Below are 14,760 nucleotides of genomic sequence, written 5' to 3'. Positions count from 1 at the left end.
AACCTCCATGAGCACCTTTGACACCGCTCCCGAAAAGACTGGCGACAACTTTGTGCGCCACAATCCGAATTTCCTGAAAATGGTCTTCGGAAAGGAAGAGATGACCCCCTTGTGGGTTGCCGATATGGATTTTGCAATCGCAGATCCGATCAAAAATGCCATGCTGCGCATCGCAAACCGCGGACAATTCTGCTATGAATTCAACGCCAAAGGCGTGTTTGCCGCAATCTCTGGCTGGTATGAGCGCCGCCATGGCCTGACGCTGAATCCCGACAATTTCGAGCAGGTGACAGGTGTGCTGACAGCTGTATCGATGCTGAACCGCGAGCTGACCGAGGCTGGTGACAGCGTGCTGATGCAGGTGCCGGCCTACCACCAATTCGGCAAGGTGATCAGCGGTGCCGGACGCGAAGTGGTCAAGAGTGCGCTGCGCAACACAGACGGCGTTTACGAGATGGACTTTGACGATCTCGAAGAAAAGCTGAGTGCGCCTGACGTCAAAGCGATGATCCTGTGCAATCCGCATAACCCGGTTGGCCGCGTCTGGAGCGAGGATGAGCTTGCCAGGCTGGCTGCTCTGGCCGCCACACACGGTGTGACCATCATCAGCGACGAGATCCACGCTGACATCATCTACAGCGGCCACAAGTTCACCAGTCTGATGGCGGTAGACGCAGCGAACCACGTGGCGGTGATCGGCTCTCCGGCCAAGACTTTCGGCCTGCACAGCATCTCGAATGGTTACGTCTATACAGAGAACGCGGATATTCTGGAGCGTTTCAAGAAAACCGCCGATTCCATGTATCTGACGCACAGCAACGCCTTTACCCTGGCAGCAACCGTTGCAGCCTATGAAGAAGGCGATGCCTGGGTGGACAAACTGATCGCCTATCTGGAAGGCACCGTGAACTGGATCGATGGCTTCTTGAAAGAGGAACTTCCTGCAATCAAGATGTCACCGGTTGAAGGCACGTATCAGGTTTGGCTCGACTGTTCGGCAACAGGCCTTGAGGGCGACGCCTTGAAGGCAAAACTCAGCGAGTCCGGCTTTGGTGCCACACCTGGCACCTGGTTTGATCAGGAGGCAACCCGATTTATCCGGGTGAACATCGCAGCCCCCCGGGCCGATATCGAAGCCGCATTCAAGCAGTTCAAAACGGTGATCGACAGCTCTGGCGCGTCTGATTGCGCCCCGGCTGCCTGCACTCCCAAATCAGATAGCTGCTGCTGAGACTGACCCCGTACAGTCATTGCCAGCAGCCAACTTGGGCTGGGAGACCCGGCAAACGCGTTTGCAATCTCCCGGCCCCTTTCGGCCTCAAGGTTTTCCGATCCACCAGTGCGGGACGCAGCTACCTTCCCGCGCAGGTACCACGGCCCTTAGCGTCCAATAACTGCCTGAGTGAGTGGCTCGATCCTGCAGGCGCTGCTGTTATGGTTGCTGCAAAGGCTTGCCGCTGACTGGCGTGCGGACAGAGAGAGCCGCCAATGATCGCATAAGCCCCCGGCAGGACAGTGCCTGAAAAACGGCATTAAGATCAGAGTTTGCAATCAAACGAGCTTGGTGACTGGCTGTGAATACCTGAATATGAGGCCAGAACCGGAACCGGATAGGTTTCGGCCCGGGCGAGTCTCATATGGGTTTCAGAGTTCCGCGCGGCCGCCATCCACCACGATCTCGGCACCCAGCATGTAACTTGAGGCGTCGCTGGCCAGAAACAGGACCGCGGAAGCAACCTCATCCGGCTGGCCCATCCGGCCCGCTGGCACCTGCGTGCCGATCCGTTCGACATAGGCCCGGAAATGGTCATCCGTCTCATCCTTTCCGCGGTGAATCGGCGTCACGATGGTGCCGGGGCTGACGCAATTCACGCGGATCTTGCGCTCCAGCAGCTCCGCTGACATGACCCGCGCAAAGGAACGCACCGCTGCCTTGGAGGCCGATAGCAGCGCCTTGCCAGGTGTGCCGATCTGATTGAGCCAGGAGGTGTTCAGGATGATCGAGCCGCCTTCCGGCATCAGGGGCAGCACGGACTGGACAGTAAAAAAGGTGCCTTTCACATTCACATCCGTCAGCCGGTAGTACATCGCCTCATCGGTCTTGCCGAGCGGTGTATTGAATGCGGCGCCTGCATTGGCAAAGAGGATATCAACTTTGCCGAACTGATCTTCAAGTGCCGCCTGCATGCGCTCCAGATCATGCGCCTGGCTGATGTCAGCCTGAATGGCAATTGCATCGCCGCCAAGTGCGGCGCAAGCGGCTTCCAGTTTATAGGTGTCCCGTCCAGTGATAGCGACGCGGGCGCCGTTCAGCTGCAGCATTTTCGCGGTGGCAAGGCCAATTCCGCTGGAGCCGCCGGTGACAAGGGCGGTTTTTCCGTCGAGCATGACGTATGTATCCCGATTGATGGTGTTGAAAAGACCCGGAGCGGAGCGGCTCCCGCATGATGGGGGGGGCGGAAACAGCGGTTTCCGCTCCGGGCAAAGGCAAACCTGGTTTGCCCGGCTGGATCGCGGCGGGCCGCAATCCAGCCTCTCTCAGCCAGGTCTCAGCGCTGGCTTTCCTCTTTTTCCCAAAGGCTGCCAAAGTAGTCCTGCGCGGGCATTTTCACCTGCGGCAGGGTCTCATGGCTCACGCTGCCATCCTCCGGCAAAAAGCCGTTTAGATGCAGGATGTAGGCAGTGACCGCATAGGTCTCCTTGTCGCTCAGCTCTTTGGGGTTGAACGGTGGCATGGCCACGCGAACATAGTCGAAAATTGAGGTCGCGTAGGGCCAGGAATGCCCGGTGGACCAGAGGAAGCCGTGCTCCGGCTTGCCCTCACTGGCAAGTATCGGGATGTACTTGCTCATATCCCCTTCGCCCTTTTCACCGTGGCAGGCGGCGCATTGCTCCTCATAGACCACCTTGCCGTCCTGGACCGTTCCGCCGCCGGGCGGCAGGCCCTCGCCGTCGGGAAAGACGGTGGTGTAGAAGTTTGCGAGCTCCTCTGCCGGAACCTCGGTTCCCAGGGCGGGCGTGTCCTGTGCCGCGGCAGCACCTGCCGTCATCAGGACAATTGCGGCAGCCCTCGCCAGTACATGATTAGAAGACATTGGCGATGGCCCCCTGTCCGTCGATTTGCCAGGCCTGAATGGCGTTGTAATGGTTGCGGCTTCCCTCAAGATAGCGGCTCTTCCATTCCTGATGGGTGGGCTGGGTGTTGCCCCATTCATCCGTTGCCCGGCTTTGCAAGCGCGCCGGATCCCCGTTCCAGCGCCAAGGCAGGGTGAAGCGGGTCAGCGCTTTGCTGAGCACCGGGCCTTCCAGCTCTGCAGGCACCCAGGTCTTGCCGCCATTGTCGGAAACCTCAACCTTGCTGATCCGGCCATAGCCGGACCAGGCGAGGCCGGTCACCTGGTAATAACCCTTGTCGTGCAGCGTCTGCCCCACTGCCGGAGAGGTGATGACCGACTTGGTCCGCATGTACATGCTGAACCCTTCGATCGATCCATCCGCCAGAGTTTCGCTGTAGTGGCGGCTTTCCTCGCGGGTGTATGCCGGGCGGTCGGTGACTTCCAGCCGGTGCAGCCACTTGACGCTGGTGTTGCCTTCCCAGCCGGGCAGGAACAGGCGCATCGGGTAGCCCTGCGCCGGGCGCAGCCGCTCGCCGTTCTGATAGAGCGCGATGATCGCATCATCCATCAGTTTCGCCAGCGGGATGCTGCGCGCCAGCCCACCCGCATCCGCGCCAACGGCAATGACCCATTTGGCCTTTGGGTCAATACCGGCCTCTTGCAGCAGCAGCTTAACCGGGACGCCGATCCACTCGGAGCCGGAAAGCAGGCCGTATAGGTATTGCAGCGGTATCTGCTGCGGGTCCGAGTGATAGCCGTTGGGCGCAGTATTGCCGCCGCATTCCAGGAAATTGATCCCGCCCGTCATCGGATACCGCAGAAGATCGCTGGCTTTGAATTTCAGCGCGCGTTCGGTCATTCCGTGGATGATGAGTTCATGCGTTTCCGGATCGACATCCGGCACGCCGGAGTGGTGAGCGCCGAAATGCAAGCCCGAAGGGGTGATAATCCCTTTCTGCACATAAAGGGGCGAGAAAGACGCGGTCAGCGTTGACTGCCCGTGCTGCGGAAAAATCTTGCGGACAACACCGGACTCGTGCTGCGACGGGCTGCCGTAGGCTTCATCTTCGGCGCCCGGATAGAGCATGTTGTCCGGGAATTCCCTGGCCTTTGCAGCGCCTGCCGCCAGGGCCGCCGGAGCAGCCGCGGCGCCGGCAGTCAGAAGTGTGGCGCCTGTTTTCAGGAAGTCGCGCCTTCCCAGAAAACCTGTGTTGCGTGTCATGAGTTTCCTCCTTCTATTGAAGCCTTGCGGCCGGCTTTACGCATGGTGCGCGTGGCCCGGCCCGGGCGGAGGCTGCGCCCGGGCCGGTAGTAGATCAGACTGCGTGCCAGAACTGGTAGAGCAGGCCCACGGCAAAGGCGCCGGAAAGCGACAGGCCGAGGTAGAGGGCAAAGACCTTGGGTTTTGCCAGGGCCCAAACGGCCATGGCGGCAGGGATCGAGGTGACGCCACCGGCCACCAGGAAGGCAAGACCAGCTCCCGGCGCCATGCCTTGCTCGATCAGGCCACCGACCAGCGGCAGCGCCGCATAGCCATTCAGATAGGCAGGCACACCGACCAGCGTTGCGGTGACAATCGGCAGCAGGCCTTCACCGCCCAGCGTGGAGGTCACGGTCTCTGCCGGAACCCAGGCCAGCATCAGGCTTTCCAGGATAAAAGCCAGCAGCAGCCATTTGGCCAGGAACAGGGTTGTGGTCCAGGCTGTCGTGGCGAATTTTGCCCGGCGCTCCGCCTCGTGCCAGAATTTCCAGACCACCGGCCTGGGCGCACGCATTTTCGAGCCGCCGCAGCCGCCGTTGCCGACACCGTCGCGCAGCGGGTCTTGCAGAGCGCCGCCGTGGCTCAGCAGATGGACTGTGAGGCCGCCGAACAGACCCAGGCCAACGGCCGCAAGGGTTTTGGCCACGGCAAATTCGGCACCCAGCACGCCGGCGGTCAGGAAGAACATCGAGGGGTCCATGATCGGCGAGGCCAGCCAGAACGCCATGACGGCTGACAGCGGCACTCCCATCGCTAGAAGCGCTGCGATCAGCGGGATCACTCCGCAGGAGCAGAACGGCGACAACCCGCCAGCCACCGCACCCAGGGCGATCATCAGGAGCGGCGAACCGGTGAAGGCCTTTGCCACCAGGTTGTCTGCGCCGGTTGCCCCGGCCCAGGCCGCGACGGCAATTGAAAAAAGCAGGTATGGCGCCGTATGGGCCAGGGCCGCACCGGCGAAGGCTGCGCTGTCTGCGGATTGCGCCGGGTCGAACAGAGCGAGCAGCAGAAGGATGGCCGCGGAGGCCGCCCAGACGCGCTGGTCCTTGGCGAACTGCCAGGCGGCAGCGCCGGGCCTCGGGGTGTTTTCGGTTGCGCTAGTCATTTCCAAACCACCAGTTTTGTAGTTTCTTTTAATCCAAGAAAAGGCCGCCTGCGTCTCAAGCGGTCTCCTCCTTTGCCGTCAGGGTCACACCCGCGCAGCATTCCGACGTCAGAAAGTTCACGACAGACAGCATGACGGGATAGTCAACCCGGTTGTACACTTCGCGCCCGCGCTTTTCCTGCACCACCAGCCTGGCATCGACCAGCGTCGAAAGGTGGTGCGCAAGGGTGGAGGCCGCCAGGCCCAGATGTTCGGCGATGTCGCCGACCCGCAGCCCGTCCTCCCCGGCTTTGACAAGCAGACGGAAGATGGCCAGGCGGGCGTCGTGACCGAGGGCGGCAAGAGCGCGTGCGTTAGAGCTTGAAATAGTCATGAGACGAAAATAACTAATAACCCGGTTTTGTCAATATGAGTCGGTGAAATTCCTCTAACCGTAAGGATGAACGCACTTTCGAGGGCTCAGAAAGCAACGGGGTGCGAGAAAATAGCAGCCGGCAAAAGCACAAGCCGACCAAACATCAACAATGAAAGAGACGATCATGGCCCAGAAATTTGTCAAAGGCCTTAAGGACTTGATGACTGAAGCAAACAGCGTGGTTGCCGTCATGCCGATTGACGAAGCAAAGGAGAAATACGCCGACGGCAACTACGTGTTCGTTGATATTCGCGATGGCACTGAAGTGCAGCGGACCGGGCTTATCCCCGGCGCCGTTCATTGCTCACGCGGCACTATGGAGTTTCAGATCGCCCCAGACAGCCCGCACCACAAACCCGTTTTCAACCAGGACAAGACCTATGTGTTCTACTGCGCCGCTGCCGGCCGTTCCGCTTTGGCGGCCAAACTGGCGATGGATATGGGCATGTCCCCGGTCATGCATATGGCCGGCGGATTTGATGAATGGGTCAAGCAGGACGGGCCCGTGCAGGCTTCCAACGGCTGAGCCCGGACCTGCGGATGCGTTCACCGGGGGAGCACAGATGTGCCCCCCTCAGGGCCTGAATGCCGATCGGCCCAAGAACCAGGCAAGCCGGAGCTGTCAAATGACTGAAGAAAAGATCTCCCGTATCGCCCATGCAATTGTTGAGGATGCACTCAGCGAATTTGGTGAGGCTTCGGTGCTTGAACGCGCTTGCAGGCGTTTGCTTGAAGCGGGTGTGCCCCTTGTCAGATTCAATGCCTCTCAGCCAGTGCTGCACCCGACAATCGGTGGCTATCTGCATCTCTGGACCCGGGATGGAGGCGGTATTAAGACAGAAAGCTGGCTGCGCGCGTCTCAAGAAGCCGGAACCGATTTTTCCCGCACTCCTTTCTACAAACTGATCTACCAGAAGGCTGATAGCCTGAGATACCCGCTCTTCGGAATTAGCGGATACGGCTGTTTCCCCTTGCTGGAAAAACTGCAGCAGGACGGCGGAACGGACTATTTCGCGTTGCGGATCTCCTTGGGAACGGGAATGAGCCTGGGTCCTGCCCGCATTTTTTTGACATCCTGGGCAACCGACCGGCCGGGCGGCTTTGAAGACTGGCATCTGGAGGTGATCAAGCGGATCGCGCAAACGCTCGCCCTGGTGATCAAGACCTCATCCAACCAGCAGATCGGCCGTAATGTTGTCCGGGCCTATCTTGGGAAAAATGCAGCCGAAACAGTTTTCAACGGTCAGATCGAAAGAGGTGCAGGACAGAGCATACAGGCGGCACTTTGGTCGTCTGACTTGCAAGGATTCACCAAGATTTCCGACGAGGTTCCGCGCGACCAGCTATTGAATATGGTCAACGATTATTTTGAATGCGTGGTAGACAGTGTCCACAGGTACGGTGGCAATATCCTCAAATTCATGGGCGACGGGGTGCTCGCAGTTTTCGACAAAGGCAGCGATGCGCTCAGCACCTGTGCCGCAGCCCATGCGGCCGAACATCTCAGGCGGCAAATCACCAGGCTGACAACTGCAAGACGGGACAGAGGCCTGCCCGCAACCGGCCTATACCTTGGCCTCCACCTGGGAGAAGTCCATTATGGAAATGTGGGCTCGCCAAACCGTCTCGACTTTACTGTTACCGGACCTGCGGTGAACGAATTGTCACGCATAGAGGGCATGTGCCGCAAATTGAACCGGGACATTGTAATTTCCGAAGCCTTCGCGCGGAGCCTCACCGTTGAAAGCATAAAGCTTTCCAGCCTCGGCAGCCATGAACTGCGCGGCGTGCGGGAACCCAAGGAGTTGTTTTCGCTGGAGAGTTTTGGAACCCTTCTCTGCTGACTTTAAATTTCGCTGACGCAGGCAACCTTGCGAGCCTCCCTAGCCCCGCAACTTTCGTGCAGGGCATGCGGCTGGGTGAATATGTGCAGGATTTCTGACTGCCTGATAGGGTCAGGCCTCATTCATTCCGCACCACTGACGCCAGAACGCTTTTCTCATGCTTCCAGCACAGCCTGTGCAGCTAGCCCGGAAGATTCTACCGCTCCAGCCAGATACCCGGCCTCTTTGGGACTGCTTTCGCTGCCGCCCAGCGTCAGGCGCCCTTGCCAAGGGCCGTTAACCCAAGCGGATGCGCCCGCTGGGTGCCCGCTATTGTCCAGATCTGCGGGAGCCGCTGTCAGCGGATCAGCTGCCCAGTCCTTGATAAGCGCGGTCTGCGGCACAGCCGCCCTTTCGCCGAAAATGCGCACAAGCTGCAACAGGCAATCCTGCTTGAGCCGGCTGTCCCCCATCTGCGCCCTTTGCCGGGCTCCGATTCCAATGAAGCCGAAGAGAGCTGCCTTGCCCGAAGCGGTGGTGGCGTCGTGTATTTCCGCCATCGGACCGACCATGCTCTGTACCGTTCCGCTGAGCCCCGCTTCCAGCCAGAACGGTTGCTGATATACCGCCAGGAACTTGGCATGGGGCGCCATCCATGTTGGCGTGCTGTCCCATAGCCGCCGGTCATTTTCTTCCAGATCAGGCGTAAACCGCACGGATGATGCAAGCACGCGCGGCGGCAGCGCGGCAATGACGTGACTAGCCTTGACCTTATGCCCGGCACCATCCTGGAATTGAATTGTCAGCTCCACCCCATTGTCCAGCAAGCACAGGCCAGCAACACGCGCGCCCCGGTGAACCCGATCACCCGCCAGCAAGCCTTCAATGGCACGGACCAGCGAGCCTGTTCCCCCTTCAAGGCGCCTGGATACCGGCTCCTGGCGCCCCCCAGGGTAGCGCAGCGCAGGCTCGCGCGACATGCGTTCGAATATCACGTCGCCCTCCGCACGCTGGGCAAAACTCGGCAGCCCCAGCTCCTCTATCAGGCTGCCGATTGCTGGCTGCATCCGCGGCCAGAACCAGGATGGCCCCAGATCGAAACCATCCTCATCGGTGCTGCCTGCTTCGTTCACAGTCAGAATGCGCCCGCCCAGCCGGTCCCGTGCTTCAAAGAGCTGGTAATCAATACCGGCCTGATCCAAGAGACGGGCGGCGTTAAGGCCGGCTAGGCCGCCGCCAATGATCGCAACTTTGGTGTCCATCAGTGTCTTCGTACCCCATTCGCGCGCTTGATCAGGCAGGCAATTGCAATACGTCCGGATGCTGCAACGGCGCATCCTTGATCCAGACGGTTGCGCCGGCATCCCCTGTTTGGGCATCAATGCCGTGACCGGCCGGCAGCCGCAGCCAGCTCTGTTCCTTCAGACATTTTCCTCTCACCGAAAGCTCTCCCTTTAGCACCAGCAGTTCCAGCCCGCGCGTGTTTTCAACTGCAACAGCAACGCCCGGCTCCCATTCTTCCAGCATGACGCGTTCTGCACCGTCCTCGAAAAGGGTGTTTGACAATTTCACACCCTGACGTGCTTCACCAGGACCGCCCTCCCCTGGCACACGGACAATCTGTGCCGCATCCCCATCCCGGAACTGCCAGAGGCGGACAAAAATCGTACAGCCGTCAACCGCGGCAGGGCTGTGAGAGGTTCCTGGCGGGTTACGAAAATAGGTGCCTGCCGGGTAATCCCCGTGCTCGTCCTGAAAGGTCCCGTATAGCACCAGGATTTCCTCGCCGCCGCTGTGAACATGTGCAGGAAAGGCGCTTCCCGGCGCATAACGGACGATGGACGTCGCCCGCGCAACCTCACCGCCTTCGCGGTACAGCATCTTGCGCTCTACTCCAGCCGCCGGGCTCGGGGTCCAATCAAGGGAGGAGGCGTGAACGGTAACTGGCTGGTCCAGTTCTGCATTGATGCGCATGGCGGGGTCCTTTTCCTTTCAGCTCTGTGACTGTGGATAGCACTGCCAATTCATGAACAGAAATGGCATGAATTCATCAATCAATGCAGGATGCTCATAGTGCTTGACCGGTATCATCTAGCCATTCTCCGCGAAGTGCGCCGGGCGGGCAGCGTCACGGCAGCAGCAGACCGTCTGAGCCTCAGCCAGTCGGCAGTCAGCCATGCAGTTGCCAAGCTGGAGAAGTTTCACCAGGTAAAGTTCTGGCGCAAAAAGGGCCGCAGCTTGGAGTTCACGCTGGCAGGATCCTATCTTCTTGATTTGGCCGACCGCATTGTTCCGGAGCTGGAACATGCTGAAACCGTTCTGGCCGGTATGGCAACCGGGCGGCGCGGGGTCCTCCGGGTCGGCATGGAATGCCATCCTTGCGAGAGATGGCTGATGCAGGTCACCGCGCCTTACCTGGCGGCATGGCCGGACGTGGAACTGGAGATCCGCACGGAATTCCGTTTCGACGGCATTGCAGCACTGGAAACGCACGAAATTGACCTGCTGATCACCCCCGATCCGGTGGCCAGGCCAGGGCTTTTGTTTGAACCGGTTTTTGACTACGAGATCATGCTTGCGGTGCCGCACGATCATCCCCTGGCAGCGCAATCCGCAGTCGAACCTGCAAGCTTGACTGATCAGACACTTATTTCCGTACCTGTCAGCATGGACCGGCTCGACATCTACACGCGCTTCTTGATCCCGGCCGGCTGCCGCCCCAGGCGGCGTGTGGAAATAGAAAGCATCGACCTGACGCTCCACCTTGTTGCCGCGGGGCGCGGACTGGCGGTTTTACCGGACTGGCTGATCATCGAAACCGGGGCAGGCCTTCCCGTCAAGGCTGTGAGGATCGGAAAACCAGGGCTTTCCAAAAGCATCAATGTGGGTTTGCGGCAGCCAGACGCCGGCATCGACTATGTGGCCGGCTTCTTGAAACTGGCCCGCAAATTCCCCGGGGCCAGGACAAAGGATGGCTTCTAGGGTCGGGCCCATTGATGCTGCACCGCTGGTTTCAGTTCAGTAACCTTCTGCAATTCACTGTGAGAGTACGCAGCTGCTGACCAGGCGGCTAGTGGGGTCGGCAAGCTGTATTCTTCGCATTTTTGAGCTTCCCACTTGATGCATCGATGATCAATGCGTATGTCTGGCTGCAATCGCAAGTCTATTCGGCAAAAGAGAAAGGGCAGTAAGATTCCCAAGTCTCCTTTGCTGAACGGAAATAAATGTCTCACTGCCTGCAGGTATGCTCCTGTCAGGCAAATGCTTAGTGGGGTTTTTTAACCCGAAACTTTGATGATCGATGCATCGAGGAAATATAATGAAGCAAACACAGAATGACAACGTCGTGGCCATCATTGGCGCTGGACCTGTTGGGATAGCAGCGGCAGCTCAGCTGCTACAAAAAGGCCTGACACCTATTGTCCTGGAGAAAGGCAATTCAGCGGGCCGCGCTATCCAGGAATGGGGCCACGTCCGCGTGTTCACCCCTTGGCAGCTCATGACTGACCCCTCCGTAACAACCCTGCTTGACGATGCGGGATGGACACAGCCGGATGCGGAAAGCGTCCCGACAGGCCAGGAGTTTGTCGACCAGTACCTGATCCCGGCAACATCCATCACCCTGCTAAAAGACCACATAAATTTCGGTGCGGAAGTTATCGCGGTTTCAAAACGCGGCCTGAGCAAGTCAGTCTCCAGAGGCCGCGATAATGCCCCGTTCAGCGTTCACTATGTGACGGCTGATGGAGTGCGTCATGTTCTCGAAGCTGGCGCCGTCATTGATGCGTCCGGAACTTGGTCAAATCCGAACCCCATCGGCGCCGATGGGCTTCCGGTTCCCGGGGAAGAGGAAGCCAAAACTCACATCTTCCATGCAATTCCGGATACGCTCGGTGCAGACCGGAAGCTGTATGATGGCAAATCAACCCTGGTTCTGGGCGGCGGGCATTCCGCAACAAATGTTGTTCTCGATTTGCTGCAGTTACGCCGCGGCAATCCTAGCACCCAGATTTTCTGGGGGCTTCGGCACAACACAATGGAAAAACTGTTGTCGAGTGTCGGCCTGAACAAGGAACTGCCTGAGCGTGCGGCCTTGGGCACAGCGGCAAAAGAAGCCATCGATGCCGGCTCACTGGAGCTGCTTGCACCGATGCGCGTCGAACGCATAACAAAAGCAGACGGCAAGTTGAATGTATCTCTCATGGTCGCCGGCCAGCCCCGCGAGATTTCAGTGGACCGGATCGTGGTGAATACCGGCTTCAGCGCTGATCTGGACATCTTGCGCGAGTTGCGGCTGGATCTTGACGATGTGGTTGAATCCCCGCGCCTCCTTGCCCCGATGATTGACCCGAACCTTCACTCATGCGGCTCTGTTCCTGCTCATGGCGTGGAGGAGCTGTCCCACCCGGACAAGAATTTCTTCATTGTCGGCATGAAGTCCTATGGACGGGCCCCGACCTTCTTGATGCGGACCGGCTATGCCCAAGTCCACTCAATCACCGACTCTCTGGCTGGAGTTGTCACAGAGATGCCGCTTGAGCAGATCGCGCCTGCCTGCTGCATTGGAGAAGACGGCGCAGAATTCAACTGCGGCGGCAAACTGGAAGCCGATCCGGATCCCGCCAGAATCTATGGTGCCCCGCAGCAGCAAGCATCCAGCTGCTGCGGAAGCGAGGACAGCAGTCCGGACTCCGCCAGCAACTACAGCCCCGCGCAAGAAAATGCGGCAGGATGCTGCGGGTCATCTGGGAAAAGTGAAAACGCAGCCACCGTATCCTCTGGCTGCTGCGGCTCGTCTCAAGAACCTGAAGCGGAAGCAAAGCAGGCAAACTGCTGCACCTAACACACTCTACCACTCAGGCAGCCGGGCGAGGCTGATGCCTTGCCCGGCACAGAACTTTTCAGGAAAGCAGCGCCACCGCCAAGCTGAAACGTAACCGGTGCGCCGTGAGTGAATTGCAGGGACCGAAACCCCGTAATTTCCGGTCCCCACTACAGCCTCAGGGGCCGCTGCTCGGCAATGGTCTCCATCGAAAAATAGGATGTGACCGAATCCAGCTCCACCGAGGAAATGAGCCGCTGATACACGCGGTCATAGCTGTTCATGTCCGCTGTTATCACCTTGGCCATGTAATCATAGTCGCCGCTGATCCGGAAGAAATCCACCACTTCGGGAATGTTCATAACCGTCCGGCGCAGCTCTTTCAGCCAATCGGCAGAATGGTGGCGCGTCCGGATGAGCACAAAGACAACAAGCTCCATCCCGACTTTTCTGCGGTCCAGCTTCACCGTCGACCCGCTGATAACTCCGGCCTCGGTCAGGCTCTGCAGGCGGCGCCAGCAGGCATTCTGGGACAGGCCGACTTTTTCAGCCAGCTCCCGCTGCGGCAGCGAACCGTCCTCCTGCAGCGCGTTCAGGATTTCCCTGTCTTTCTGATCTAATTTCTTGCCCGCCATGTTGTCATAATCTGCAAATTTATTCGAACAGCGCAATGAAAAGATCAAAACCTGACGCCTCCGTGAGTAATCTTCACTTAGGAGGTGCCGTCATGACCATGGAAATTTTTAGAGACTCGCTGAAGACCGGTGATGTTGTGAAATCGGTGCGTGAAGGCGTCATCGGCGACGGCGCCAGGATTCCCGGCCTGTTCGGAGACGTTGAGCTCACCTATGCCGATTATGTCGCCTCCGGCCGGGCCTTGTCCCAGGTCGAGGACTACGTGCGGGAGCATGTCCTGCCCTTTTACGCCAACAGCCATACCGAAGCCTCCTATTGCGGCCAGTACATCACCCGTCTTCGCGCCGCCGGGCGGGCCGAAATTTCCCGCCTGACCAATGCAGATGATGGCTGTTCGGTTGTTTTCACCGGCTCCGGCGCCACCGCGGGCCTGAACCGGCTGGTGGCACTGGTCGGGGTGAACAAGGCAAAAAAGGCTGTCGTGTTCATTGGCCCATACGAGCATAACTCGAACATCCTGCCCTGGCGCGAAAGCAATGCAACCGTTATCGAGGTGCCGGAAAACCCCGAGGGCGGCCCCAATCTGGCTGTGCTCGAAGCCGCGCTGATCGAGCATCAGGATGCGGATGTGAAGATCGGCAGCTTTTCGGCGGCGTCCAACGTGACGGGCGTGATCACACAGCCGGACGACATGACCCGGCTCCTGAAAAAGCATGGCGCGCTTGCCGTCTGGGACTACGCTGGCGGAGCGCCCTATCTGCCAATCGACATGAACCCCGCGCCCGACTGCCGGAAAGATGCGGTTGTGGTCTCGCCGCATAAGTTCCCCGGCGGCCCCGGCGCAACCGGTGTGCTGATCATGCGCGACAACGCTGTCGTAAGTGATGTGCCAACCTGGCCTGGCGGCGGCACCGTCACTTTCGTTTTGCCCTTGAAACATCACTACACCAGCAGCCTTGCTTCCCGGGAAGAAGCAGGTACACCCAATGTTGTCGGCGACATCCGCGCAGCACTTGCCTTTGTGGTCAAAGACGTGATCACCCAACAGTTCATTTCCGCGCGCGAGGCGGAAATGAACAAGATGGCAATCGATGCCTGGCGCAAGAACCCGCAACTGGTTTTACTTGGAACTGAACACGAAAACCACCTGCCGATCTTCTCATTCCTGGTCAAACGCAAGGACGGAACAAGGTTCCATCATCAGCTGTTCACACGCATGCTGAGCGACGTTTACGGTATCCAGGTCCGCGGCGGCTGTGCCTGTGCCGGCCCGTACGCGCATTACCTCCTCAACATCGACTCAGAAAAATCCGAAGAGCTGTTTTGCTCGCTGCAGCAGGGCAATGAACTGGAAAAACCCGGTTGGGTACGCCTCAACTTCAGCTATCTGATGAGCGATGAAAAAGTGAACTTCATCATCGACTGCGTCAATGAACTGACGGGCCGCCTCGAGGAACTGGAAGCAAGATTCAAGGCGGACCCCAAGACTGCGCGCTTTGCCATCGACAATGATGAGCTCGAGGTCGCCTGAGGTAAAAGTGCCTGAACCTGACTTGGCGGCCGGTTCTGAAACCGCCGCCAG

14 protein-coding genes are annotated in these 14,760 nt (G+C 59.0%); 6 read left to right on the top strand and 8 right to left on the bottom strand.

The window, feature by feature from the left end:
- Window positions 1-7: 7 nt before the first annotated feature.
- Window positions 8-1,231 carry a MalY/PatB family protein gene (locus VXL81_RS15840; RefSeq protein WP_416555090.1) on the top strand — a complete coding sequence of 408 codons (1,224 nt, stop codon included), beginning with the start codon at window positions 8-10 and terminating at the stop codon, window positions 1,229-1,231.
- A 413-nt stretch (window positions 1,232-1,644) separates the two neighbouring features.
- On the opposite strand, the gene VXL81_RS15835 is transcribed toward VXL81_RS15840, so the two are convergent.
- The 5 genes from VXL81_RS15835 to VXL81_RS15815 form a co-directional block, all read right to left on the bottom strand.
- Window positions 1,645-2,388 carry an SDR family oxidoreductase gene (locus tag VXL81_RS15835; RefSeq protein ID WP_416545722.1) on the bottom strand — a complete coding sequence of 248 codons (744 nt, stop codon included), beginning with the start codon at window positions 2,386-2,388 and terminating at the stop codon, window positions 1,645-1,647.
- A gap of 161 nt (window positions 2,389-2,549) precedes the next feature.
- Window positions 2,550-3,095 (bottom strand): c-type cytochrome, encoded by a 546-nt coding sequence (locus VXL81_RS15830; RefSeq protein ID WP_416545720.1) that lies wholly within the window; start codon window positions 3,093-3,095, stop codon window positions 2,550-2,552.
- A complete protein-coding gene (soxC, locus tag VXL81_RS15825; RefSeq protein WP_416555088.1) occupies window positions 3,085-4,338 on the bottom strand; it encodes a sulfite dehydrogenase in 1,254 nt (417 codons plus the stop codon). The genes VXL81_RS15830 and soxC overlap by 11 nt, the downstream gene beginning before the upstream one ends.
- Before the next feature lie 94 nt (window positions 4,339-4,432).
- On the bottom strand, window positions 4,433-5,482 hold the full coding sequence (locus VXL81_RS15820) for a permease (RefSeq protein WP_416555086.1): 1,050 nt from the start codon (window positions 5,480-5,482) through the stop codon (window positions 4,433-4,435).
- 55 nt (window positions 5,483-5,537) lie between these two features.
- A complete protein-coding gene (locus tag VXL81_RS15815) occupies window positions 5,538-5,855 on the bottom strand; it encodes an ArsR/SmtB family transcription factor (RefSeq protein ID WP_259997277.1) in 318 nt (105 codons plus the stop codon).
- Window positions 5,856-6,021: 166 nt separating this feature from the next.
- Between VXL81_RS15815 and VXL81_RS15810 the strand changes: the two genes are divergently transcribed.
- Complete coding sequence (locus tag VXL81_RS15810) at window positions 6,022-6,423, top strand: rhodanese-like domain-containing protein (protein WP_416545779.1); 402 nt, start codon at window positions 6,022-6,024, stop codon at window positions 6,421-6,423.
- A gap of 100 nt (window positions 6,424-6,523) precedes the next feature.
- A complete protein-coding gene (locus tag VXL81_RS15805; protein WP_416555084.1) occupies window positions 6,524-7,741 on the top strand; it encodes an adenylate/guanylate cyclase domain-containing protein in 1,218 nt (405 codons plus the stop codon).
- A 155-nt stretch (window positions 7,742-7,896) separates the two neighbouring features.
- On the opposite strand, the gene VXL81_RS15800 is transcribed toward VXL81_RS15805, so the two are convergent.
- Window positions 7,897-9,057 carry a flavin monoamine oxidase family protein gene (locus VXL81_RS15800; protein ID WP_416549054.1) on the bottom strand — a complete coding sequence of 387 codons (1,161 nt, stop codon included), beginning with the start codon at window positions 9,055-9,057 and terminating at the stop codon, window positions 7,897-7,899.
- Window positions 9,014-9,694 (bottom strand): cupin domain-containing protein, encoded by a 681-nt coding sequence (locus VXL81_RS15795; protein ID WP_416555082.1) that lies wholly within the window; start codon window positions 9,692-9,694, stop codon window positions 9,014-9,016. The genes VXL81_RS15800 and VXL81_RS15795 overlap by 44 nt, the downstream gene beginning before the upstream one ends.
- A 99-nt stretch (window positions 9,695-9,793) precedes the next feature.
- On the opposite strand from VXL81_RS15795, the gene VXL81_RS15790 reads away from it, so the two are divergent.
- Both VXL81_RS15790 and VXL81_RS15785 read left to right on the top strand, forming a co-directional pair.
- Window positions 9,794-10,702, top strand: a complete 909-nt coding sequence (locus VXL81_RS15790; RefSeq protein WP_416545704.1) for a LysR family transcriptional regulator — start codon at window positions 9,794-9,796, stop codon at window positions 10,700-10,702.
- A 337-nt stretch (window positions 10,703-11,039) separates the two neighbouring features.
- Window positions 11,040-12,563, top strand: coding sequence for an NAD(P)-binding domain-containing protein (locus tag VXL81_RS15785; RefSeq protein ID WP_416555080.1), 1,524 nt, complete (start codon window positions 11,040-11,042; stop codon window positions 12,561-12,563).
- Between the two features lie 149 nt (window positions 12,564-12,712).
- On the opposite strand, the gene VXL81_RS15780 is transcribed toward VXL81_RS15785, so the two are convergent.
- Window positions 12,713-13,177 carry an Lrp/AsnC family transcriptional regulator gene (locus VXL81_RS15780; protein WP_416555078.1) on the bottom strand — a complete coding sequence of 155 codons (465 nt, stop codon included), beginning with the start codon at window positions 13,175-13,177 and terminating at the stop codon, window positions 12,713-12,715.
- A gap of 92 nt (window positions 13,178-13,269) precedes the next feature.
- Here VXL81_RS15780 and VXL81_RS15775 point away from each other — a divergent pair, with 92 nt between their 5' ends.
- Window positions 13,270-14,709, top strand: a complete 1,440-nt coding sequence (locus VXL81_RS15775) for an aminotransferase class V-fold PLP-dependent enzyme (protein ID WP_416555076.1) — start codon at window positions 13,270-13,272, stop codon at window positions 14,707-14,709.
- Window positions 14,710-14,760: the final 51 nt, after the last annotated feature.

Origin of the sequence: Phaeobacter sp. JH204B (assembly GCF_048055755.1) — a bacterium.
GTDB classification, from domain to species: domain Bacteria; phylum Pseudomonadota; class Alphaproteobacteria; order Rhodobacterales; family Rhodobacteraceae; genus Phaeobacter; species Phaeobacter bryozoorum.
The sequence above is the reverse complement of the archived record's forward strand: the minus strand, read 5'-3'. Positions and strand labels throughout refer to the sequence as shown.

Bases quoted from the DNA above. Each gene is read 5' to 3' on its own strand.
- VXL81_RS15780 (WP_416555078.1), bottom strand. From the start codon at position 13,177: ATGGCGGGCAAGAAATTAGATCAGAAAGACAGGGAAATCCTGAACGCG.
- VXL81_RS15785 (WP_416555080.1), top strand. From the start codon at position 11,040: ATGAAGCAAACACAGAATGACAACGTCGTGGCCATCATTGGCGCTGGA.
- VXL81_RS15800 (WP_416549054.1), bottom strand. From the start codon at position 9,057: ATGCGCCGTTGCAGCATCCGGACGTATTGCAATTGCCTGCCTGATCAA.
- VXL81_RS15835 (WP_416545722.1), bottom strand. From the start codon at position 2,388: ATGCTCGACGGAAAAACCGCCCTTGTCACCGGCGGCTCCAGCGGAATT.
- VXL81_RS15815 (WP_259997277.1), bottom strand. From the start codon at position 5,855: ATGACTATTTCAAGCTCTAACGCACGCGCTCTTGCCGCCCTCGGTCAC.
- VXL81_RS15775 (WP_416555076.1), top strand. From the start codon at position 13,270: ATGACCATGGAAATTTTTAGAGACTCGCTGAAGACCGGTGATGTTGTG.
- VXL81_RS15805 (WP_416555084.1), top strand. From the start codon at position 6,524: ATGACTGAAGAAAAGATCTCCCGTATCGCCCATGCAATTGTTGAGGAT.
- VXL81_RS15810 (WP_416545779.1), top strand. From the start codon at position 6,022: ATGGCCCAGAAATTTGTCAAAGGCCTTAAGGACTTGATGACTGAAGCA.
- soxC (WP_416555088.1), bottom strand. From the start codon at position 4,338: ATGACACGCAACACAGGTTTTCTGGGAAGGCGCGACTTCCTGAAAACA.
- VXL81_RS15830 (WP_416545720.1), bottom strand. From the start codon at position 3,095: ATGTCTTCTAATCATGTACTGGCGAGGGCTGCCGCAATTGTCCTGATG.
- VXL81_RS15840 (WP_416555090.1), top strand. From the start codon at position 8: ATGAGCACCTTTGACACCGCTCCCGAAAAGACTGGCGACAACTTTGTG.
- VXL81_RS15820 (WP_416555086.1), bottom strand. From the start codon at position 5,482: ATGACTAGCGCAACCGAAAACACCCCGAGGCCCGGCGCTGCCGCCTGG.
- VXL81_RS15795 (WP_416555082.1), bottom strand. From the start codon at position 9,694: ATGCGCATCAATGCAGAACTGGACCAGCCAGTTACCGTTCACGCCTCC.